19 protein-coding genes are annotated in these 21,752 nt (G+C 32.7%); 14 read left to right on the top strand and 5 right to left on the bottom strand.

Annotation, left to right across the window (positions count from 1 at the left end; all coding sequences use genetic code 11):
- Window positions 1–7 precede the first annotated feature (7 nt).
- Window positions 8–1,405: a nicotinate phosphoribosyltransferase gene (locus IEV77_RS11600; RefSeq protein ID WP_188465018.1), complete on the bottom strand. Its 1,398-nt coding sequence runs from the start codon at window positions 1,403–1,405 to the stop codon at window positions 8–10.
- A gap of 515 nt (window positions 1,406–1,920) precedes the next feature.
- Between IEV77_RS11600 and IEV77_RS11595 the strand changes: the two genes are divergently transcribed.
- The 12 genes from IEV77_RS11595 (at window position 1,921) to IEV77_RS11540 (ending at window position 14,752) form a co-directional block, all read left to right on the top strand.
- Window positions 1,921–3,234, top strand: coding sequence for a TolC family protein (locus tag IEV77_RS11595; protein ID WP_188465016.1), 1,314 nt, complete (start codon window positions 1,921–1,923; stop codon window positions 3,232–3,234).
- A gap of 7 nt (window positions 3,235–3,241) precedes the next feature.
- On the top strand, window positions 3,242–4,321 hold the full coding sequence (locus IEV77_RS11590) for an efflux RND transporter periplasmic adaptor subunit (RefSeq protein ID WP_188465014.1): 1,080 nt from the start codon (window positions 3,242–3,244) through the stop codon (window positions 4,319–4,321).
- Between the two features lie 161 nt (window positions 4,322–4,482).
- Window positions 4,483–7,677: an efflux RND transporter permease subunit gene (locus IEV77_RS11585; protein WP_188465012.1), complete on the top strand. Its 3,195-nt coding sequence runs from the start codon at window positions 4,483–4,485 to the stop codon at window positions 7,675–7,677.
- A 105-nt stretch (window positions 7,678–7,782) separates the two neighbouring features.
- Window positions 7,783–8,088 carry a hypothetical protein gene (locus IEV77_RS11580; protein ID WP_188465011.1) on the top strand — a complete coding sequence of 102 codons (306 nt, stop codon included), beginning with the start codon at window positions 7,783–7,785 and terminating at the stop codon, window positions 8,086–8,088.
- 18 nt (window positions 8,089–8,106) lie between these two features.
- Complete coding sequence (locus IEV77_RS11575) at window positions 8,107–8,316, top strand: YgaP family membrane protein (RefSeq protein WP_188465008.1); 210 nt, start codon at window positions 8,107–8,109, stop codon at window positions 8,314–8,316.
- 82 nt (window positions 8,317–8,398) lie between these two features.
- Window positions 8,399–8,737, top strand: a complete 339-nt coding sequence (locus IEV77_RS11570) for a DUF4870 domain-containing protein (protein ID WP_188465005.1) — start codon at window positions 8,399–8,401, stop codon at window positions 8,735–8,737.
- A 292-nt stretch (window positions 8,738–9,029) separates the two neighbouring features.
- The gene (locus tag IEV77_RS11565) at window positions 9,030–9,470 is read left to right on the top strand and encodes a potassium channel family protein (RefSeq protein WP_188465003.1); all 441 of its coding nucleotides are present in this window, start codon (window positions 9,030–9,032) and stop codon (window positions 9,468–9,470) included.
- Entirely contained in the window at window positions 9,470–10,543 is a 1,074-nt protein-coding gene (locus IEV77_RS11560; protein ID WP_188465002.1) for an HlyD family secretion protein, read from the top strand. The genes IEV77_RS11565 and IEV77_RS11560 overlap by 1 nt, the downstream gene beginning before the upstream one ends.
- Window positions 10,533–11,567, top strand: coding sequence for a hypothetical protein (locus IEV77_RS11555; protein ID WP_188465000.1), 1,035 nt, complete (start codon window positions 10,533–10,535; stop codon window positions 11,565–11,567). Before IEV77_RS11560 ends, IEV77_RS11555 begins: the two co-directional genes overlap by 11 nt.
- Window positions 11,548–12,918 carry an efflux transporter outer membrane subunit gene (locus IEV77_RS11550; RefSeq protein ID WP_229736659.1) on the top strand — a complete coding sequence of 457 codons (1,371 nt, stop codon included), beginning with the start codon at window positions 11,548–11,550 and terminating at the stop codon, window positions 12,916–12,918. Before IEV77_RS11555 ends, IEV77_RS11550 begins: the two co-directional genes overlap by 20 nt.
- 13 nt (window positions 12,919–12,931) lie before the next feature.
- Window positions 12,932–13,993 (top strand): AI-2E family transporter, encoded by a 1,062-nt coding sequence (locus IEV77_RS11545; protein WP_188464996.1) that lies wholly within the window; start codon window positions 12,932–12,934, stop codon window positions 13,991–13,993.
- A 105-nt stretch (window positions 13,994–14,098) separates the two neighbouring features.
- Complete coding sequence (locus IEV77_RS11540) at window positions 14,099–14,752, top strand: hypothetical protein (RefSeq protein ID WP_188464994.1); 654 nt, start codon at window positions 14,099–14,101, stop codon at window positions 14,750–14,752.
- 240 nt (window positions 14,753–14,992) lie between these two features.
- Here the strand turns inward: IEV77_RS11540 and dnaN are convergent, their stop codons facing one another.
- From dnaN to IEV77_RS11520, 4 genes are all read right to left on the bottom strand, one after another.
- Window positions 14,993–16,111, bottom strand: a complete 1,119-nt coding sequence (gene dnaN / locus IEV77_RS11535; RefSeq protein WP_188464992.1) for a DNA polymerase III subunit beta — start codon at window positions 16,109–16,111, stop codon at window positions 14,993–14,995.
- A gap of 129 nt (window positions 16,112–16,240) precedes the next feature.
- Window positions 16,241–18,622: a gliding motility-associated ABC transporter substrate-binding protein GldG gene (gene gldG / locus IEV77_RS11530; RefSeq protein ID WP_188464990.1), complete on the bottom strand. Its 2,382-nt coding sequence runs from the start codon at window positions 18,620–18,622 to the stop codon at window positions 16,241–16,243.
- A 94-nt stretch (window positions 18,623–18,716) separates the two neighbouring features.
- On the bottom strand, window positions 18,717–19,013 hold the full coding sequence (locus IEV77_RS11525) for a putative quinol monooxygenase (protein WP_188464988.1): 297 nt from the start codon (window positions 19,011–19,013) through the stop codon (window positions 18,717–18,719).
- A 13-nt stretch (window positions 19,014–19,026) separates the two neighbouring features.
- Window positions 19,027–19,863 carry an SAM hydrolase/SAM-dependent halogenase family protein gene (locus tag IEV77_RS11520; protein ID WP_188464986.1) on the bottom strand — a complete coding sequence of 279 codons (837 nt, stop codon included), beginning with the start codon at window positions 19,861–19,863 and terminating at the stop codon, window positions 19,027–19,029.
- 110 nt (window positions 19,864–19,973) lie between these two features.
- Between IEV77_RS11520 and IEV77_RS11515 the strand changes: the two genes are divergently transcribed.
- Both IEV77_RS11515 and IEV77_RS11510 read left to right on the top strand, forming a co-directional pair.
- Window positions 19,974–20,927, top strand: coding sequence for a PhoH family protein (locus IEV77_RS11515; protein WP_188464984.1), 954 nt, complete (start codon window positions 19,974–19,976; stop codon window positions 20,925–20,927).
- 252 nt (window positions 20,928–21,179) lie between these two features.
- Window positions 21,180–21,689: a hypothetical protein gene (locus IEV77_RS11510; RefSeq protein WP_188464982.1), complete on the top strand. Its 510-nt coding sequence runs from the start codon at window positions 21,180–21,182 to the stop codon at window positions 21,687–21,689.
- The last annotated feature ends 63 nt before the right edge of the window (window positions 21,690–21,752 follow it).

Genomic DNA, 21,752 nt, shown 5'->3' with positions numbered 1-21,752 from the left:
ATTCAATTTAGAATTTATGTTTTTTAATTAAAGTGTCGCGTTCATTTTTGAGCAGTGTACTCAATCCAATTTTGTAAATATGTGGATTCTGAAACCGCTTGTATTCATTCGGAAGTTGTTTTAAACGCGCTTGAGAATATTCCGAAATTTCCATGACGGAACGCAAAGGGAGTATTCTTTTTCCATTTTTCATAACTTGTTCAAGCAAGGGTTCATGTTTAAAAGAACTAATATCTAAACTTTTTGTAGAATCAAATGGATGTTCCATAAGTGAAACATTACATTCAGTAAAAAGAGCTATGGCATCTGCTCCGTAGAACATGCCATTATCATCTAGCATGCGGTAAACTTGTTTTTTAGAAGGCAGTGACGTTTTAATAATATTTTCAGAAAGTTTAATTCTTGGTGTATCATTGTATTCTGATAATTTATAGACGCCATCTAAGGCAGCATCTGGTTTTCCTGTAACTAGATTTGTGCCAACACCAAAAATATCAATAGGCGCACCTTGTTCCTTCAAACTTTTTATAACATATTCATCTAGTTGGTTTGATGCTACAATTTTTACGTAAGCCAAATTAGCGTCGTCTAGTACAGCTCGTGTTTTTTTAGCCAAATAGGCTAAATCTCCACTATCTAAACGAACTCCAAATAATTTCTCACCACTTTTCTCCATTTCTTTGGCTACAGTAATGGCGTTTGGTAGACCACTTTTAAGTGTATTATAAGTGTCTATTAGTAGGACACAATTATTTGGTCGCATTTTAGCAAAATCTCGAAAAGCTTGTAATTCTTCATCATAACTTTGTATAAAAGAGTGTGCCATAGTGCCTGAAGAAGGAATGTTATAATCTTCGGCGGCCTTAACATTACTGGTGCTGTCAAAACCTCCAATAGCAGCCGCTCTAGACGCATAATAGCCACCTGTAGCATGTGCACGACGTAACCCCATATCTAATAAAATCCCATCCTTAGCGCTAAATTTTATTCTGCTCGCTTTTGTAGCAATCAAAGTCTGAAAATTAAGGATGTTTAATAAAAGGGTCTCAATAATCTGGGCTTCTATAATATTAGCTTCCACTTGTAAAATTGGTCGGTTAGGGAATACAACATCACCTTCTTTACTAGAATAAATATTTCCCTTAAATCGAAAATTCATTAAATAGTCTAAAAAATCATTTTCAAATCCCTTTTGTTTCAAATATGAAATATCAGATTCAGAGAATTTAAGGGTTTCAAGAATACCCAAAACATCTTCCAATCCAGCAAAAATGGAGTAACCACTTTTAAATGGATTGTGCCTAAAATAATAATCGAAAACAGCGCGTCCATTTGGTTTCGTGCCAAAATAAACTTGAGCCATTGTAATTTGATAGAGATCGGTATATGCAGCTGTAATATTCATAAGAATTTTAAAAAAAAATAATATGAATAAATTTAAGGATATTTTGTCATTCGAGAAGGAATGATAAAAGAAATATTGTGTTTGTTTATTAAAATAGCAGATTTAATTAGAATTCATTTTTGTTAAGTAACATTAGTTACTAAGTGTTATTATATATTGATTTATTTTTGTTGTATAAAGTGGTTTTTGTTCCATTTTAATGAATTTATAAGTGTTGGTTTAAAGAGAAATAAGCATAGTGTTTTGATACAGCGCTTCTCAAATGTCAACAATCTAAAATGATGAATCCTACTAGCTATTTCTTCAAATTTATATACTTAAGTTTTGAGGTTTTAGTCATTGTTGTTGAGGACATGGAGTAATGCGTAAAGTAAACTGACAAATTTATTGTCAGTGATTTTTGGTTGGTTTGTAAAGGCATTCTTTGTATAAAGAGTGCCTTTCTCTTTGGTAACTTATGTTACTGACCAGCATGTTTTATAAACATAAATTTGCAGTAATAAATATGATAATAAATGAAAAAGCAGACATACATCATAAGCTTAAGTTTTTTAATTGCAACCTTAGTTGTTCAGGCGCAACAAGTACTGCCTATTACAAAAGCTGAAGTCTTGACTAAAGTTTCAGAAGAAAATAGAGCTATTAAAATTTCTGAACAAGAATACTTAGAAGCTAAAGCAGATTTTAAGCAAACCAATGCTGTGTTTTTACCAAACATTACTGCTTCTCATACAGGAATGGCAACAACCAATCCATTGATGGCTTTTGGTTCTAAACTAAATCAGGGAATTTTAACAGCTTCAGATTTTAATCCTGAATTATTAAATAATCCAGGACAAGTAGAAAATTTTGCGACACGTTTTGAAATCCAACAACCACTAATAAATGTAGATGGTATGTATCAACGTAAAGCCGCTAAATCTAAAATGGAAGCTCAAGCCTTGCAAATAGAACGTACTTCAGATTTTTATGCTTTTGAAGTTGAAAAAGCATACATGCAATTGCAATTAGCTTATAAAGGGATTGACGTCATGGGGAAAGCTTTGGAAACGGCTAATGAAAATAAAAAGTTAGCAGACAATAGTTTTAAACAAGGCTATCTTCAAAGAGCAGATGTATTATCTGTTGAAGTTCGTGTGAATGAAGTTAAGAACCAACTTCAAACAGCTAAAAGCAATGTTGAGAATGCCTCAAATTATTTGTCATTTTTAATGAATGAAACTAGCGATGTGATATATAAGCCGTCAGATAGTTTACAAATGGAAAGTCTTAATATGATGAATTCTGAAACTATTTCAGAAAACCGATCAGACATCAAAGCCATGATGTTAGCTTCAAATGCTTACGAATCCATGAATAAAGCAGATAACATGTCGTTTTTACCAACACTAAATGCTTTTGGGAGTTATGAACTTTATGATGATCAAATTTTTCAAGGTGATGCTAGTGGTTATATTTTTGGAGCCCAATTAAGTTGGACCATTTTAGACGGAAGCAAACGTTTTGGGAAGTCTCAAAAAAGTAAAGCCGCTTTCGATAAATCTAAATTGCAATATGAACAATATGTATCTCAAAACCAATTAGAATTAAACAAAGCAAAACGGATGTTAACTGATGCTGAAAATAGACTGACTTTAACAAAGTTATCTCTAGAACAATCTGAAGAGTCCTTAAGAATTAGAACAAATAGATACGAACAAGGTTTGGAAAAAACAACCGATTTGCTGTTAGCCGAAACCCAATATTCGCAAAAGCAATTAGAATATTATCAAACCATATTTGAATACAATTACGCACAAGCTTATTTACAATTTTTAACTAAAGGATAATTTTAAAATGAAAAAGTATATATACCTATTAAGCCTAACTACAGCATCTATATTTATAACGAGTTGTGGTAATGATGAAAAAAAAGCAATAGTAGATAATTCTCCTGCAATTCAAGTACAGGTTAATCAAATTACTGAAGCAAATAATAGTCCATTTTTAGCTGTTAGTGGTAAAATCCAATCGGTTAATAGTGCAGATTTAAGCACTAGAATGATGGGTTATGTAACTAAAGTGCATGTAAAAGTTGGAGATAAAGTAAAGAAAGGACAATTACTTATATCCATTAATAATGCCGATTTACAAGCTAAAAGAGCTCAAGTAGATGCTGGTATTACTGAAGCTACCGTTGCTTTTAACAATGCACAAAAAGACTATAACCGTTTTAAAAGTCTGTATGCCGATAATAGCGCATCTCAAAAAGAGTTAGACGATATAACTGCAAACTACGAAATGGCAAAAGCTCGTTTGGAAGGTGCAAAGCAAATGAAAAATGAGGTGAATGCGCAATTTGCTTATTCAAATATTACGGCACCTTTTAGTGGTGTAATTACTTCAAAAACGGTAAGAGAAGGGGATATGGCAAACCCAGGACAACCTCTAATTTCAGTTGAAGCTCCAGGTAATTTTGAAGTCATGGCCATGGTGCCAGAAACTGAAATTTCAGAAATTAGAAACGGCATTGCTGTTGATGTTTCTGTAAAAGCGATAAATAAAATCTTAAAGGGTAAAGTTACAGAGGTAAGTACTTCGGCTAAAAATACGGGAGGTCAATACTTAGTAAAAATAGCTTTAGATAAAACGGATACCAATATCCTATCTGGCATGTTTACAACTGTACAATTTCCTATTGAAAAAAAATCGACTTCAGAAATCGTTTTAATCCCTACAGAAGTACTAATAACAAACGGACAATTATCTGGTGTTTACACAGTGAGTCAAAGCAATACAGCTATGTTACGCTGGTTGCGTTTAGGTAGAACTTATGGAGATCAAGTTGAAGTTTTATCAGGTTTATCAGCAGATGAAGGATATATTGTCTCATCTGAAGGAAAACTGTTTAATGGAGCTAAAGTAAGTGTTCAGTAAACTGTCTCAGTTCCAGTTTTGAGATTATACATTCAAGGCCTGTGCTGAACTTGATTCAGGATAAAAACACCTCACAAGTATGAGTAATAAGTAACGCTCATAATAAAAAAATATAATATTGAGATTCCCACCTTCGTGGGAATGAAAAAAAAATAATTCAAATGAAAGAAGGTATCGCAGGAAAAATCGCAAAAATCTTTATGCAATCTAAGCTAACAGTGCTTTTAATGATTGTATTTATGGTTGTTGGTGTATACAGTTCGTTTTTAATTCCTAGGGAAGAAGAACCACAAATAGATGTGCCCATGGCCGATATATTTGTTGGATATCCAGGAGCAAGTCCAACGGAAGTTGAGTCTAGAGTTATCAAGCCCTTAGAGAAATTGATCTCTAATATTAAAGGGGTGGAATATGTGTATTCAACTTCTATGAAGGAGCAAGGGATGGTTATCGTTCAGTTTTATGTTGGTGAAGATATTGAGCGTTCGTTTGTAAAACTTTATAACGAAATCAATAAGCACATGGATCAAATGCCAGAAGGAGTTACTTTTCCTTTGGTGAAAACACGTGCTATTGACGATGTGCCAATGCTAGGCTTAACTTTATGGAGTGAGAATTATGACGATTATCAGTTGGGTCAAATGGCGCTAGAATTGGAGAGTGAAATTAAAAAAATAAATGATGTGTCGATTACCCATAAAATTGGTGGAAGAAACCGTCAATTACGTGTGGTTTTAGATAAAGATAAATTAGCTTCAAGTGGATTAGATTTTCTTTCGGTTTCCGAAATGATCAAAGCCAATAACACACAATTAAGTGCAGGGAGTTTTGATAAAAACGATACAGAATTTCTTATAAACACTGGAAAGTTTTTAGAGACTGTTACAGATGTTGAGAATCTAGTAGTTGGTGTGCAACAAAATCAACCCATTTATTTAAAGCAAATAGCAACCATCTTGGATGGTCCCGAACAACCAAAAGACTACGTAAGTTTAGGATTTGGAAAAGGAAGTATTAAGTCGGCAGATTACAAATCTGAATATCCAGCTGTTACTATTTCTGTAGCTAAAAGAAAAGGTGCAGATGCCATGAAAATTTCGGAAGTCATTTTGGATAAAGTGGAACATTTACGTAGCACTTTAATTCCAGACGATGTTCATGTGGAAATAACTAGAAACTATGGTGAAACCGCATCTCATAAAGTATCAGAACTATTATGGCACTTAATAGGATCCATTTTTGCTGTAACGCTTGTTGTGATGCTTGCCATGGGGTGGCGTGGTGGTTTGGTCGTGTTTTTATCCGTGCCAATTACCTTTGCTCTAACTTTATTGAGCTATTATATGATGGATTATACGCTTAACCGTATTACTTTATTCGCATTGGTATTTGTAACAGGTATTGTAGTAGACGATTCCATTATTATTGCTGAAAATATGCATAGGCATTTTAAAATGAAACGTTTGCCTTTTAAGCAAGCCGCTTTATACGCTATTAATGAAGTAGGAAACCCAACTATTTTAGCCACATTTACGGTTATAGCTTCGGTACTACCTATGGCATTTGTATCAGGTTTAATGGGACCATATATGGCTCCAATGCCAATTGGTGCTTCTATAGCAATGATACTATCTCTTTTTGTAGCCTTAACTATTACACCTTATTTGGGTTATATTTTCTTGAGAGAGAAAGACAAAAAGGGGCAACCAGAAAAAGTAGAAAAACCCTTAGAAGAAACCCTTATATATAAAGTTTACAATAAGTTTGAAAGACCTTTGTTGGAAAATAAAACCAAGCGTTGGTTATTTCTAGGAGGAACTTTTGTTATCTTATTGGCTACGATGGTACTGTTTTTTACACAATCAGTTGCAGTAAAAATGTTGCCTTTCGATAATAAAAACGAGTTTCAAGTAGTCATTGACATGCCAGAAGGAACCACCTTAGAACGAACTGGAGTTGTTGTTCAAGAGATTTCACAATATTTATCTACGCGTCCAGAAGTGGTGAATTATCAGAATTATGTTGGAACATCAGCACCAATAACTTTTAACGGCTTAGTAAGACATTACGATTTGCGTGGAGGAAGTAATATGGCCGATATTCAAGTGAATTTAATAGATAAAGGAGAAAGAAGTGCTCAAAGTCATGACATTGCAAAATTATTGCGTCCAGAAATTCAAAAAATTGCTTCAAAATACAATGCCAATGTAAAATTGGTGGAGGTACCACCTGGACCTCCAGTATTGTCAACTATTGTTGCTGAGGTTTATGGACCTGATTATAATGAGCAAATTAAAATAGCAAATAGCATTCAAACCATCTTAAAAAACACAGATGATGTGGTAGATATTGATTGGATGGTAGAAAGCGATCAAACGGAATACCAATTCGATATTAATAAAGAAAAAGCGATGTTGTATGGTGTTGCTCCTCAGCAAATTGCTTATACCATGAATATGGCCTTATCTAACAGAGCTGTTACTACGTTATATGATGAAGATGCTGTTAACCAAGTAGGTTTGGTATTGGCTTTAGATGAAAAAGAGAAATCAACACTTTCAGATATCTCTCAATTAAAAGTGAAATCTAATCAAGGGAATTTGGTTCCTATTGCCGATTTAATAACTATTCATGAAACCACAAGTGCCAAAAGTATTTATCGTAAAAATCAGAAACGCGTCGTTTACGTATTGGCTGATATGGCTGGAGAGCTAGAAAGTCCTGCTTATGCTATTTTAGGAATGGAAGATAAACTAAAAGAAATTCCGTTGCCTCAAGGTTATGAATTAAATGAAATGTATTTAGGACAACCAGATTTTGAAGATAATTATACTGTAAAATGGGATGGAGAATGGCAAATAACCTTAGAAGTATTTAGAGATTTAGGAATTGCTTTTTTAGGAGCTATTATTCTAATTTATATCTTAATTGTTGGCTGGTTTCAAAACTTTAAAGCCCCAATTGTCATGATGGTTGCCATACCATTATCCTTAATAGGAATCATATTAGGTCACTGGATTATGGGAGCATTTTTTACGGCAACATCTTTTATTGGAATGATTGCTTTAGCTGGAATTATGGTTAGAAACTCGGTGCTACTAATTGATTTTATTAATATAAGAACATCAGAAGGTATACCCTTAAAACAAGCTGCTATTGAAGCTGGAGCGGTAAGAACGACACCTATTTTATTAACAGCTGGAACGGTTGTTATTGGAGCTTTCGTGATTTTATTTGACCCTATTTTTCAAGGTTTGGCTATCTCGCTTATGGGAGGAACTATTGTCTCTACAGTCTTAACTTTATTGGTGGTGCCACTTGTGTATTATATGATTGAAAAAAAGAATTATAAGTAAAAGCAATTGATAATTGTCCCGCAGATTTCGCAAATTAACGCAGAAAAAAGTTAGTAAAAATCTGCGATTATCAGCGAAATCTGCGGGAAATAAAAATTAAAAAAAATGAAATTAGTAATAGTTACAGCAGTGGAAGAATTTCAAAAAGATGTTTTGAAACTCTTTAAAAACGCCAATATTGAAAACTTTAGTAGCTCAGATATTGATGGTTATAAAAATGGCTCTTCTGTATTAATGGCTTCCAATTGGTTTTCAGGTGAAAAAGGAGGGAACGAATCTAGTTTGTTTTTTTCTTTTACAGAAGACTCTAACATTGATGTTTTGTTCAGCTTAATAAAAGAATTTAACGCGAGTCTAGAAACGAACAATCCTATAAAGGCGGTTGTTGTTCCAATAGAAAAGTATATTTAAACTTAAAAATAAATAAAAATGTTAAATACATATTTTAGAATCATAGTAGGTGTCATGGTGCTTTTAAGCGTTGTGTTAACTGTTTACGTCAATCAAAATTGGATGTGGTTTACAGTATTTATAGGAATAAATCTAATCCAATCTGCCTTTACTAAATGGTGTTTATTGGAAACCATTTTAGTAAAATTAGGTATTAAAAAGGAAGGTGTAGGTTGTTCTGTTAAATAATTGAAGTTATTCTAGCTTAAGGTGTAACATTTTAACATTTTGATCGTCTTATAAGCACATCAATCAATTAAAATTAACCATCATGAGAAAAGACAATCAATTAATCGTTATCACACATTTAAGTCAGCTATTGACTTTTATTACAGGATTTGGAGGACTTATTGTCCCACTAATTTTGTGGTCTACTCAAAAAGATAAAGTTTTTGAAATGGACCAACAAGGCAAGCAAATTATTAACTTTCAGTTAAGCATGCTTATTTATGCCATCATTTGTGTTCCGGCTATTTTATTACTTGGATTAGGCATTGTAGGTTTAATTGTTATCGGATTTATTTCTTTAATTTTTCCAATTATCAATGCAATAAAAGCCAATAATGGCGAATCACCAACATACCCTTTATCATTTAATTTTATTAGTTAAAAATTTATAAATAAAGGTAAACTGAAAATGCTCATTGAAAAGTGAGCATTTTTAATTTCTAAATCTTTTGCTTTCATAATACGTTGTTTAAATGGTAATATCACAAATTACTTCATTTAGAAAACGTATGTTAATGATTTTTAGTTGTTTAATTATTTTATTCTTGATTTTAGGAATTGAATTATATTTCATCTAAAATTAAAAAGCAGAATACATTCCATTGTATTTTATGTGTTTAGGGTATTCGAAGTTATTATTTTTGTTTTCTTTGTGATAATTACTCTAGAACAAAATGATTTTATCTCTATTAATAGGAAGCCTAATTATAATAATAAGTGTGGTTATTCAGGCTTATGGCAATGTAATGTGGCTTAAAAAAATAATACCTTCATTTGAGAATAGAAATAAATTTGACCATTCAAAGGTTGCTTTACGATTATTAATAACGTCATTTTTATTTTTTTCCATCTTACATTTTTTACAAACTTGGCTTTGGGCATTTACTTATATGCTTATTCCTGAAACTAGGGAGTTATTTTCAGGTGTTTCGGAAGCATGGTATTTTTCTATGGTTACCTTTACATCATTAGGTTATGGAGATTTAACCTTAACAGACAATTGGCGTATATTATCAGGTATTGAGGCTATTAATGGCATTATGTTAATTGGCTGGTCCACAGCCATGATGTATTCTTTAATACAACAAATTTACAAAAATCAAAATTCAAATTAATGGGAGCAAATAAAGGTTCAGCAAAAAAAATAAGCATCATAGTTGTTGTTTTAACGTTTGTTATCATGCTGTTTAATGTGATGGGTAGTAGGTTTACGCCTTCAACTAATCAGGCTCGTGTCCAAGGATTGAATTTATCTTTGGCTCCTATGGTTAGTGGTTATGTAACGAGGGTTGATGTTGGTTTGCATTCTGAAGTTAAAGAAGGAGATACGTTATTTCTTATCGATAGAACGCCTTATGAAATTGCTGTAGTTCAAGCTGAAATTAATTTGGAGAACGTGACTCAAAATTTATCAGCGGGTCTTTCAGGCTTAAAAGCAGCATCTGCACAATTAAATAGTTCGCGTGTTAAATTAGATCGTGCTACTAAAAACTGGGATCGTACCAAGCGTGTTATGACTCAATATGAAGGCGCTTTGTCTGAGGCAGATAGAGACCGTTCAGAATCTACCTATTTAACAGCGATTGAGAATGTATCGACTGCGGAAGCTAATCTTGAAGGTCAAAAAACAGCTTTAGGGCCATTAGATGCTAATAATCCTTTAGTTAAAGGTGCTTTAAATCAATTGGAAAAAGCCAATTGGGATTTAGAACATACCGTTATTATTGCACCTTCAAATGGTGTTATAGAAAGTTTTAATGTTGAAACCGGCTATTTTGCTTCTGCTGGTCGAGCTTTAGCTTCTTTGATTTCGAATAAAACCATTTGGATACAAGCCAATTTCACTGAAAATAATTTAAGTCATTTAAAAGTTAATGATCAAGCAAGCATTACTTTCGATATTGATGCAGGTGAAGTTTATAAAGCTAAAGTAACCAGTATTGCTTATGGTGTAAAAACTCAAAACACCAATGCGGCCGATTTGCCAACAGTAAGAAGTCAGCAAGGATGGTTGCGGGAACAACAGCGTTTTCCTGTTATTATAGCTTTAGAAAATGATGAGGTTTATAAAAAATTACGACAAGGCAGTCAAGCTAATGTGGTTGTTTTTACGGGTGATAGTTTTATTTTAAATAGTCTAGCTAAATTTAAAATGTGGTTAACTTCAAAAGTCTCTTATGTTAGATAGTGAGGCTATAAATATAAATACAACTCAACAAACTAGAGCCATTATTAGATGTTTATTAGGTGTTGTTTCTGCCTTGTTAATAGCCACAACAAATAATGTTCTTTTGCCTCAAATTTCTGCCATTTTTGCTTTAATGTTACTCGATAAAGGGAAAAATGCTTTAGGCTTAAAAAAATCACTTGCGGCCATCATAGGCTTATATATTCTTGGCTTGTTTGGTTTGGTTATAGGAGGTTTTGTTCAAGATTATGTTTTGGAAACTCTTTTTATATTAGCACTCGTTATTTTTTGGTCTTTTAGGTTGGTTAAAATTCCAGAACCTGTAAGACTGTTATTTTTAATACTAACGCTTTTACTTCCTTTTTTAAGCTTAACAGCTGAGCCTCTTGGGGATTTAATTTTATTGGATATGGTATTAAATTTGGCCATAGCTTTAGGTGTTACTCAATTGGCTTTTTTGTTTTTTCCAGAACCTTCAACCGTAGACAAAACACCTGATAAAAAAGAAGAAGTTGAACCAGCTTATAACTTAAATAAAATAGCCTTAAATGGGTTGTTTGTTTTGATGCCTGCAGTTTTATATTTCTATTTTTTTAGACCCAACGCGCTCGTTTTAACTTTTGTGTTTATTCTTATTTTAGGCTTAGATCCATTGATTTATAAATCGAAGAAAGGACTTGTACTTATTTTGGCTAATGTGTTAGGAGGCGTAAGTGGTATAATTGCTTATAATTTACTTACTATTACACCTACATTCTTTTTTTACATATTTTTAACCTTTGTAATTAGTTTGTTTTTTACATATCAGATATTTTCAGGCAAAAAAACAGTTCCTATTTATGCCATTGCTTTTAGAACATTTTTTCTAGTAATGGGTGTTATTTCTAGCTCAAGTGACTCTGCTGGAGATACTATGGTAGAACGATTATTTGGAATTGGTATGGCAGTAGTTTACGTAGTTTTAGCATATAAAGTTGTTACTTATTTTAATGATCCAAGTATTTATGAAAGTGAAAAAGTATAACTTATTTCATATTGTCGTTTTGCTCCTTTGTCTTTCGTTTTTCGGTTGTAAGGTTCAAAATGAATTTGTGGCACCTCAAACTGAAAGCCCAGCTTCATTTTCAACACATACTACAGATACTTTAAGTCTTGCAGATACAGAATGGTGGTCTTTTTTCAATGATCCGGTACTTACGGATTTAATCCATGAAGGACTGGATAACAATTTACCTCTTCAAAATATTATTATTGGCATTAAACAGTCTCAACTACAATTAGCTATTGCTAAAGCGCAATTATACCCTGAGGTAAATTATGGATTAAGTGCAGAAACATCTAAAACATCTTTATTTCCATCGTTTCAAAATTCTGTTACAGCTTTTGGTCAGGTATCTTATACCATTGATGTTTGGGGACGAATAGCAAATCAAAATGAAGCGGCACTACAAGCCTATCTCGCAACAGAAATGGCTGTATTTGAAGTTAAAGCTACCATGGTCTCCCAAATAGCAGAATTGTATTTCACGCTTAGAGCCATTGATAATCAGATTAATGTATCTGAACAGATGGAGGTTTCCATGGAGAAATATAAAGCTATTATTGATGCCAGATATGATGGTGGTTTTATTTCTAAGGTGGATGTAAATCAAATTAGTATTAGTTTGAAGGATGTTCAAGTAACCTTGCAATCTTTATATAGAGGCAGAAAACAGATTGAAAATGCCATTAGTACTGTTCTAGGAAGCTTCCCGAAGGAGATTCCTAGAGGGAAAAAATTAGAAGAACAACTTTTCCCTTCAGAGTTACCTGTGGGTGTTCCTGCTGGATTATTAAGACGTCGCCCTTCTATTATAAAAGCGGAAATATTGCTTAAGGCACAATTGGCATCTTTAGGGGTGGCAGAAACCTTTAAATATCCCAACTTTCAGATTGATTTCAATTTGGGGGCGAAACTGTTAGATCCTTCTGCCATATTTGGAAGCTTCATGGGAAATATGGTTGGGCCTCTTTTTAATGGAAACAAAATAAACAACACCATCAATATTGAAGAAGAACAATATAATAGAATGGTTTTAGATTATAAGCAAGCTTATTTATTAGCTTTTCAAGAAGTTGAAGATGCCCTTATCTCTATAGATACTTATAAAAAAGAAGTTGAAATCCGTAAACTTCAATTGGAGTTGGCTGAAGAAGCTTATAATCTGGCTTGGGTTCGTTATGATGAAGGAGCTACTTCTTTTTTAGATTTTTTAAATGTACAAACCACTTTTTTTTCTGTTCAATTAACAGCTTCCGAAAGTTATAAATCGCAATTGCAATCCGTTGTAAAATTATACCTAGCTTTAGGCGGCGGATGGAACCAAACAAACTAATATCTATATTATTATGAAATCATTTACAATTACAGAATTTATCAGACTCATAGTCATCTCCTTATTAATTCTTTGGGGCTTTTTTCTTGTTAAACCATTTATTGGGATTTTTACTTGGGGTGTTATTTTAGCAGTATCATTATTTCCACTGTTTCAAAAGTTTCTTAATGTTTTTGGAGAAAAACACAGAAAGAAAGCGACTTTTATTTTTACAATAATTGCGGTAGCCTTATTAATTGTACCAACATATTCTATGGTAGGTTCTTTGTTTGGTAATTTAAAAGAAACGTTTACGGCTGTTCAAAACAATGAATTAGAAATTACTCCTCCAACGGAGAAAGTAAAAGACTGGCCAATTGTAGGAGAACGTGTTTATAATGATTGGTCAGACCTTTCAGCAAATTCTAGAACATACGCAATTGAACACAAAGAGGTTCTGTTAGAGAAGGGGAAATCGGCTCTAAAAAGCTTTACTGGAATTATTGGAACGGTATTGGCTTTTTTATTATCGTTTATAATAGCAGTTATGTTTATGTCTAATTCTAAAGGAGCTTTCGAATCGGCTAGCGATTTTGCTAACAAACTAATAGGAGGGAACAAAGGTGTTGAGATGTTATTAATTGCAAGAGATACCGTTAGAAATGTCGTTAAAGGCATTTTGTTTGTGGCTATTATACAAGCGTTTCTTTGTTTTGTAGGGTTTAAACTGATGGGAATTCCCGCACCTGCTATTTTCGCTTTCATTGTTATGTTAGCAGCTATAGTTCAAATTCCAGTTACTCTTGTGGTTATACCAACTATTTTGATTGCATATTCAATAGCAGATAGCTCCGTAGTAGCAACTGTATTTACAGTATATATTCTGGTAATCTCCATATTAGATAATGTCTTAAAACCAATTTTATTAGCTAAAGGTTTAGAAACTCCAATGATTCTAATTATTCTTGGAGCACTGGGTGGCATGTTATTACATGGTATTATTGGAATTTTTATTGGAACCGTTTTATTATCTGTTTTACACAAGTTATATGTAGCTTGGATAGATAGTAAAGAAGATATTGTACTGGCTGATTAATGCCTTTATTGAAATAAAAAATAAAACCATATTCAAGCATAACCAAACTTGAATATGGTTTTTTTAGTATATTGAAATCTCATTTAGAATATTAAACCTGCTTTAATGAATAAAATACTAGTATTTCTATTTTTACTACCTGTTCAATATGTTGTAAGCCAAGAAATAATTATAACGGATAGTTTGAGCATTGAATTTTTAAAAACGAAAAAGACATCAAAGAAATTTAATACCAGATCGAATGTTAAAGTTAAAGGAGATCAAGTCAAACGTATTTTGACCAGATGTAAGATTAAAGCTTTATACAACCAACCTGTAGATATTAATGCCTTTAGTTTAGTAGATACTATAAATAAAATGAGATATCGTATAAACGAATATATAGGTTATCAAGGAGTATCTCTTTTTGGTGCTGGTTATACCAGTAAAATGTATCTTAAAGAGAATTTAAAAGATAAAAAAGGCAAACCCTATAAAGGAATTCCTAAATATGATGCTAAAGTAAAAGATTCTTTTGAAGATTATCTTTTTGATGGTTATACTAATTTAGAAGTGCCAATTAGATTTGGTACCAATAGATCGCTTGCAGCCGAATTTTCTGGAGAGAAAAAGGAGATTTTCTCAACTGTTTATTATTCTCCAACACAAATGGATCAGTTTACGGCTGAAATATATTTTATTGTACATAACACATTTACAGAAAGTCATTATGAGCTTTATTATGGCAAACAGCTTATTTCTGAAATAGAAAGGGAGTAAATAAAAAACCAACTAAGAAGTTGAACTTTATTTTAAATTATTTGATTTTTTTTGTAGTTATGATTTTCCTGCAAGGTTTTAAAAACCTTGTAGGTATTTAAAGTAAATGAACCCTTTCTTTGAGGCCAAAAAGTGATTATGCTAGATTTATATTCCAATTGTAGATGCCGAATAAAAAAAACCACAACTAGAAAGTAGTGGTTTTTATATTAAAAAGGTTCCTGCCTTCGCAGGAACTTGTTAACTATTCAACATAACAGGCATTACAAGCATAGTCACTTGTTCACCTTCATCTAAACCATCAATTGGAGTTAAAATTCCAGCTCTGTTTGGTAAGCTCATTTCTAATTGCACTTCGCTTGAAGTTAGGTTGTTCAACATTTCGGTTAAAAAACGTGAGTTAAACCCAATTTGCATATCGTCTCCTTGATAATCACAAGTTAAACGTTCTTCAGCTTTATTAGAGTAATCGATATCTTCTGCCGAAATATTTAATTCTGCTCCAGCAATTTTTAAACGTATTTGGTGTGTGGTTTTATTAGAGAAAATACTAACACGACGTACAGAGTTTAAAAACTGTGTTCTGTCTATTACCAATCTATTCGGATTTTCCTTTGGAATTACAGCTTCGTAATTAGGGTATTTTCCATCAATTAAACGACAAATTAAAACCGTGTTTTCAAAAGTAAATTTCGCATTAGAATCGTTGTATTCAATGATAACACTATCATCACTTGCTGCTAAAATTCCTTTTAAAAGATTTAAAGGTTTTTTAGGCATAATGAATTCAGTAGTTTGTTCTGCTTGAACATCTTCTCTAGAATATTTAACCAATTTGTGCGCATCTGTAGCCACAAAAGTTAAACCTTCAGTAGAAAACTGAAAAAAGACACCACTCATTACCGGACGTAAATCGTCGTTTCCAGCTGCGAATATAGTTTTGCTAATAGCTGTTGCTAAAATATCTCCTGTTATAGTAGTTGAAGTTGCATCTTCTAAAGAAACAGCTTTTGGAAATTCGTTCGCATCGGCATAAGCTAAAGCATATTTCCCATGATTAGAACTTATTTCTATCGTGTTATTTTCTTCAACAACAAAAGTTAAAGGTTGCTCAGGAAAGGTTTTTAAAGTTTCTAATAGTAAACGTGCAGGAACAGCAATACTACCACTGTTATCACTTTCGACTTCTAATTTAGAAGACATGGTTGTCTCTAAATCGCTAGCTGAAATTATAAGTTCTGTATGATCTAATTCAAACAAGAAATTATCTAAAATTGGTAAGGTATTAGAGTTGTTTATAACACCTCCAAGAACTTGCAGTTGTTTAAGTAAATAGGTACTTGATACTATAAATTTCATCTATATTAAATGCGTTTTAAGTTCGATTAATTACTATTACAAATATATCGTATAGCTGTTAATATAGGAAACAAACTTATTAACAACTTGTTCCCGTGAAAGCGGGAATCTTTTGGTGAATTCAGGAGTCTATTTAGCGTATTTTTTCTTTCTGTAAAAGTTAAATACAAACCCGAAAACACCTAATATTACTAGTGGTAACAAGATATTTATGAATTGCCATTTTGTTTTTTCTGAAGCTACTTTTTTATAATCTAAAAATGATACTTCAATTTCTTTAGAACGAATGTTTATAAGTCCATTGTCGTCTAAAAGGTAATTTACGGCATTCAGTAAAAACTCTTTATTGCCATAGACTTGTCCAGAGCTTCTGTCAAAACCTAATTCAACAGGGCCATTTTTGCCCAATTCATTTTTTATAATGTCTCCATCTGCAACCACAATCATCTTTGTAGGCTTACTGATGTTTTTTTCATTAGGTAGAGAGAAAGGTTTCACTCGGTTGTTGTAAACAGAAGTAAATTCACCTTCTAATAACACAGCCAAGTTTTGATACGGTTTGTTGTATAAATTAGGGTCTGGTTCTTCAGAAGTCATTTCCAAACTAATTTCTCTAGGAGTGCCATCAATTTTAGACAGTATAGAACTTTTTAATAGAATGGTTTTTTTAATGTCGTTCTTTAAAGTGTCTATCTGATTGGCAAAATCAAATTTCACCAAATTGATATTATTCACAATTGGATGATGACTTTCTGGATTCACCAAAGGCGAATAAAACCAAGGAAATTGCTGAAAACGCGCTTCGCTACCTTCACCAATAGCAAGTGTAATAGGAGCCGAGTAGAGGTCGTTTACTAACACAGGATTGACTCTAATACCATATTTAAAGAAGAAATCGGTTAAATTTAAATCTCTTGCAATAGCAACACTTTTTCCAGTGTTATACAAACTGTCTTTTTCCATGGCAACAGCATCCAGCAACCAAAGACTTTTTCCTCCAGACATTGTAAATTGATCTAAAACAAATTTTTCATCTTCGGTAAATGCTTCTGTAGGTTTTGCTGAAACAATTAAATCAAAATCTTTTAATTGATCTAAGGTTTTTTCTGGATTGTTAGAAACGCTATCTAAAGTAAATGGAGCTAAATTGTAATATTCCGAAACCGTTTTAAGGAAATCTTCAATATAACGGCCTTTCAATTCGCCATTACCTATAAGGAAAGCTATCTTTTTCTTTTTAGGATTTACAAGCTTGCTAAATCCGTCAGCAAAAGCATATTCCAAATGTTGTACTGAATGGTTTACCAATTCTTGTTGTGTGGCTCCAATTTTATTTTTCACCAAAGGAATTTTAACAGTCACATCGTTATAACTTGCCAAAGCCCAGGGAAAGATAACGGCTTGACTACTTTTTCCATTTTCTTCAACACTTAACTGCATGGGTGTTAACCCGCGATTATTAAGTTGTTGAATGTTGGTTTCTCTATTAGCTTCGTCTGCAATAGGGTTTATAAAATGATAAACGATGTTTTTGTTATTAGCAGCAAACTCCTCTAGAATTTGTTGTGTCTCTAATTTTAGGCGTCTAAATTCTGAAGGGAAATCGTCTCCTTCTAGAAAAACATCAATTAGTATTGGAGAATTCACATCATCTATAATACCTAAAGAAGATTCGCTAATGGTGTATCGTTTATCTGAAGTTAAATCAAAACGGCCATAAAAATTAGCGCTAATGATATTTAAAACAATTAAACCTATTAGCATTCCAATAATAAAAATCCCTTCCTTTTTCTGAAAACCTTTTGTTGTAATGCGTTTACTAGTAAGCACAATGAAAAATATGGTAATACTTAAAAAGTAGATGAGATCTCTTGTATCTAACACCCCACGACTCATGCTATTATAGTGGGCTGTCATTCCAAATTGTTCTATAAAAGCGTTGGAAAGCATATCGGCTAGGCCTTCAAATCCTATATAAAAGATGATACAGATAAATACAGCGGTTATAAAAGCAACAATTTGATTATCGGATAGGGTAGAAGTGAAAATACCAATAGCGGTGTAAGAAGCCGCCAAAAATAGTAAACCGATATAAGAGCCTAAGGTGCTACCAATATCTAAATTGCCTACTGGATTTCCTAGCTGATACACTGTGTAAACATATAATAGGGTTGGCAATAATGCCATACAAATTAAAATGAATGCCCCTAGATATTTTCCTAATACAATGTTTAATAAAGAAATTGGTTTGGTTAGTAAAAGCTCTAAGGTTCCTTGCTTTTTTTCGTCACTAAAACTACGCATAGTTACAGCTGGAATCAGGAAGATTAAAACCCAAGGAGCTAAGAGGAAAAACGAAGATAAATCCGCAAAACCATTATCTAGAATATTGAATTCTCCTTTAAAAAGCCATAAAATAAGGCCGTTTAGCAGTAAAAAAAGAGCGATAACCAAGTAGCCAATTGGCGAGGCGAAAAACGAGTTTATTTCTTTTCTTAAGATGGCAATCATTTTGTTAAGGTTTTATTTGACTTCGACTCCGCTAAGTCAACCATATGTATTTGGTGGTTGAGCGTAGTCGAAACCACAATATTAAATTAAATTATCATTGAAGCGAATCAAGCTTTTCCACACTCCAAGCTTCTGGTTTGGCGTTAAATAGTGGTTTTGTTTTACTCCACACATTTTTAAATAAATTGGAATGTCTATAAGCTTCTAAATCGGCTTCCGTATTCCAATAGCTGTAAGTAAAAAATATGTTGGTATTTGTTTTATCTCTGTATAATTCTAAAAACCGACAGCCTTCAAAATTTCGTATCTGTTCTTTGTTTAAATTGAAATTTTCAAGGAAATCACTTATATGGTTTTCATCGAAACTCATTTTTACAATTCGTACAAACATAGTCTTTTAAGGTTTATTCGTTTAAAAAGTTAACACTAATGGAATCCATTAAATCCAAGCCCATTAAAGTGGACGCACTCCCAGAAGTCTGACTGTTACTCTTGTAAATGGCGATTTCTAAATAATTAGACGAGTTAAAAACAACTAAGCCCTTTCCTTCGTCGTTTCTTTTTTCAATTGGTGTATCAAAATTAACGACATCGCTATATTTGGTATAGATTTTTTTGAAGGTGTTATTCCTTGCCGAAATTTCGTAAGCCCTTCCTTGTTGGATTTTCTCAAAAAACGATTTCTTAATATTACTAATCACATTCCCGTAATTATCTATATAAATAACACTTCCAACAATTTGGTTTTGTTCGTCATTGACAAAAGGCAGAATATTTTTGATAGGTTTTATGGAATTAATAACTTTTCCAATAACTTCAAGAGTACCACCTCTAGCAATATGACAAGCAACTTTTACAAAAACATCGAGAGCAGGAAAACTAGTTTCAATACGATCATGAATATTTATTTCAACAATTTTTTCGGGAGCAATGTCAGCACAAATCATGCTCATTATTCCATTGTTGGCACAAATAAAAAAGTGATCGTCAAGCTTGATGGCAATGTGTTTATTTTCTAAATTCATTTCAGAATCTATTCCAATAATATGAATGGTTCCTTTTGGAAAACTGCTATAAGCATTTTGGATAATATAAGCTGCTTCCGGAATGTTAAATGGAGAGATAGAATGAGAGATATCAACAATTCTTACATCTGGCATTTCAGTGTAAATAGCTCCTTTAACAGCGCCAGCAAAGTGATCTTTCTCTCCAAAATCGGTTGTTAAAGTTATGATTGGCATAAATAATTGTTGATATTTTTTTAACATAACTCACACTAAAATTGTGTAGCTTTGTTTAAGCACAAATCTAATAAATCTTAATTGATAATTTTAATTAAATCCTATAGCTTTTGAACGAAATAATAATCGAACTTGAAGAAGTCTCTCCTAAAGAATTTTTTGGAGCGCAAAATGCCAATATTGAATTATTAAAAAAATACTTTCCAAAACTTAAAATTGTTGCTAGAGGAACCCGAATAAAGGCCTATGGAGATGAGGAAATGTTAGAAGAGTTTGACAAACGTTTTAACATGCTCATGGAGCATTTCATTAAATTCAATAAACTTGATGAAAATGTTATAGAACGTGTGCTTAGCAGTCATAGTAAGGCAGATTATGCTACAAGTCATGCTAGTGGGCAAATTATAGTCCATGGTGTTAATGGTAAGCAAATTAAAGCACAAACGGCCAACCAAAGAAAAATGGTTGAACTTATGAGCAAAAATGATATGGTATTTGCTATCGGTCCAGCAGGGACAGGTAAAACCTATACAGGTGTCGCTCTTGCCGTTCAAGCTTTAAAAAATAAAGAAGTTAAACGTATTATCTTAACGCGACCTGCTGTTGAAGCTGGTGAAAACCTAGGATTTCTTCCGGGCGATTTAAAAGAAAAATTAGATCCCTATATGCAACCACTTTACGATGCCTTGCGAGATATGCTTCCAGCTGAAAAATTAGCGCAATACATAGAAAATGGTACGATTCAAATTGCTCCTTTAGCTTTTATGAGAGGACGTACTTTAGACCATGCATTTGTAATTCTGGATGAAGGTCAAAATACAACCCACGCCCAAATGAAAATGTTTTTGACTAGAATGGGGAAAGACGCTAAGTTTTTACTTACTGGAGATCCAGGACAAATAGATTTACCACGTAGAACCGTTTCTGGTTTAAAAGAAGCCATTTTGATTTTGAAAAATGTAGAAGGTGTAGGCATGGTCTTTTTAGATGACAAAGATGTCATTCGTCATAAATTAGTTAAGAAAGTCATTGAAGCATACAGAAGCATAGAAAATATAGAATAAAAAACTGTGTATCGGTCGTTCCAGAACAAACATGTATTTCTGGAACTAAATATAATTAGTTTATAAAATTTAAAGCCAGTTTTTTTACTGGCTTTTTGCTTTATTGTAATTAAGGTTTTTAGTTGTTAATCATTTGACTACATGGTATTAGCGCCGGATAGTACTATAATTATATAAATTTTGCCAATAATCCTATAACTTTTTTCTCTAAAACTTTCAGAAGTTTGTACCTTAATCATAAAACAAAACAAAATGAAAAATTTATTTTTAGTTGTAGTCATATTAGGGTTCAGTCCAATTTTCGCTCAAGAAGAAGTGGATATCACGGTAGATAATTCTTGGTTAAAAGCAGGTCTAACGGCTGGGATTCCAGTTGGAGATGCCAGCGATGCTTCGTCTTTTACCTTAGGCGTTGATCTTAGAGGACAGTATTTATTCAATCCTAATATAGCTATAGGTATCGCTTCAGGTTATAGCCATTATTTTGGGAAAGATGGTTTCGACGATTTCGGAGTTGTGCCAGCAGCAGGATTCTTTCGCTATTATTTTACCCCAGATGGTTTGTTTTTAGGAACTGATGTGGGGTATGGTTTTGTAACCAATCTTGAAAATAATGACGGAGGATTATATGTTAATCCACAAATTGGATATCATAACAGAGACTGGAATTTTTATGCTTTTTATCAAAATACCTTTGCAGAAAACGATGTGGATTTGCAAAATGTTGGAATAGGAGCTACTTATAATATCCGATTCAAATAAATAACTATAAATTTATTGATACTTAAAAGGAGACATGTTTATGTCTCCTTTTTTTGTTTAGAT

The organism is Xanthomarina arctica (assembly GCF_014638915.1).
Classification (GTDB): domain Bacteria; phylum Bacteroidota; class Bacteroidia; order Flavobacteriales; family Flavobacteriaceae; genus Xanthomarina; species Xanthomarina arctica.
This window is presented reverse-complemented; position numbering and strand designations above follow the sequence as displayed.

What these genes read in the sequence shown, in the direction of transcription:
- IEV77_RS11600 (WP_188465018.1), bottom strand. Translation starts at nt 1,405, where the DNA reads ATGAATATTACAGCTGCATATACCGATCTCTATCAAATTACAATGGCT.
- IEV77_RS11595 (WP_188465016.1), top strand. Translation starts at nt 1,921, where the DNA reads ATGAAAAAGCAGACATACATCATAAGCTTAAGTTTTTTAATTGCAACC.
- IEV77_RS11590 (WP_188465014.1), top strand. Translation starts at nt 3,242, where the DNA reads ATGAAAAAGTATATATACCTATTAAGCCTAACTACAGCATCTATATTT.
- IEV77_RS11585 (WP_188465012.1), top strand. Translation starts at nt 4,483, where the DNA reads ATGAAAGAAGGTATCGCAGGAAAAATCGCAAAAATCTTTATGCAATCT.
- IEV77_RS11580 (WP_188465011.1), top strand. Translation starts at nt 7,783, where the DNA reads ATGAAATTAGTAATAGTTACAGCAGTGGAAGAATTTCAAAAAGATGTT.
- IEV77_RS11575 (WP_188465008.1), top strand. Translation starts at nt 8,107, where the DNA reads ATGTTAAATACATATTTTAGAATCATAGTAGGTGTCATGGTGCTTTTA.
- IEV77_RS11570 (WP_188465005.1), top strand. Translation starts at nt 8,399, where the DNA reads ATGAGAAAAGACAATCAATTAATCGTTATCACACATTTAAGTCAGCTA.
- IEV77_RS11565 (WP_188465003.1), top strand. Translation starts at nt 9,030, where the DNA reads ATGATTTTATCTCTATTAATAGGAAGCCTAATTATAATAATAAGTGTG.
- IEV77_RS11560 (WP_188465002.1), top strand. Translation starts at nt 9,470, where the DNA reads ATGGGAGCAAATAAAGGTTCAGCAAAAAAAATAAGCATCATAGTTGTT.
- IEV77_RS11555 (WP_188465000.1), top strand. Translation starts at nt 10,533, where the DNA reads ATGTTAGATAGTGAGGCTATAAATATAAATACAACTCAACAAACTAGA.
- IEV77_RS11550 (WP_229736659.1), top strand. Translation starts at nt 11,548, where the DNA reads ATGAAAGTGAAAAAGTATAACTTATTTCATATTGTCGTTTTGCTCCTT.
- IEV77_RS11545 (WP_188464996.1), top strand. Translation starts at nt 12,932, where the DNA reads ATGAAATCATTTACAATTACAGAATTTATCAGACTCATAGTCATCTCC.
- IEV77_RS11540 (WP_188464994.1), top strand. Translation starts at nt 14,099, where the DNA reads ATGAATAAAATACTAGTATTTCTATTTTTACTACCTGTTCAATATGTT.
- dnaN (WP_188464992.1), bottom strand. Translation starts at nt 16,111, where the DNA reads ATGAAATTTATAGTATCAAGTACCTATTTACTTAAACAACTGCAAGTT.
- gldG (WP_188464990.1), bottom strand. Translation starts at nt 18,622, where the DNA reads ATGATTGCCATCTTAAGAAAAGAAATAAACTCGTTTTTCGCCTCGCCA.
- IEV77_RS11525 (WP_188464988.1), bottom strand. Translation starts at nt 19,013, where the DNA reads ATGTTTGTACGAATTGTAAAAATGAGTTTCGATGAAAACCATATAAGT.
- IEV77_RS11520 (WP_188464986.1), bottom strand. Translation starts at nt 19,863, where the DNA reads ATGCCAATCATAACTTTAACAACCGATTTTGGAGAGAAAGATCACTTT.
- IEV77_RS11510 (WP_188464982.1), top strand. Translation starts at nt 21,180, where the DNA reads ATGAAAAATTTATTTTTAGTTGTAGTCATATTAGGGTTCAGTCCAATT.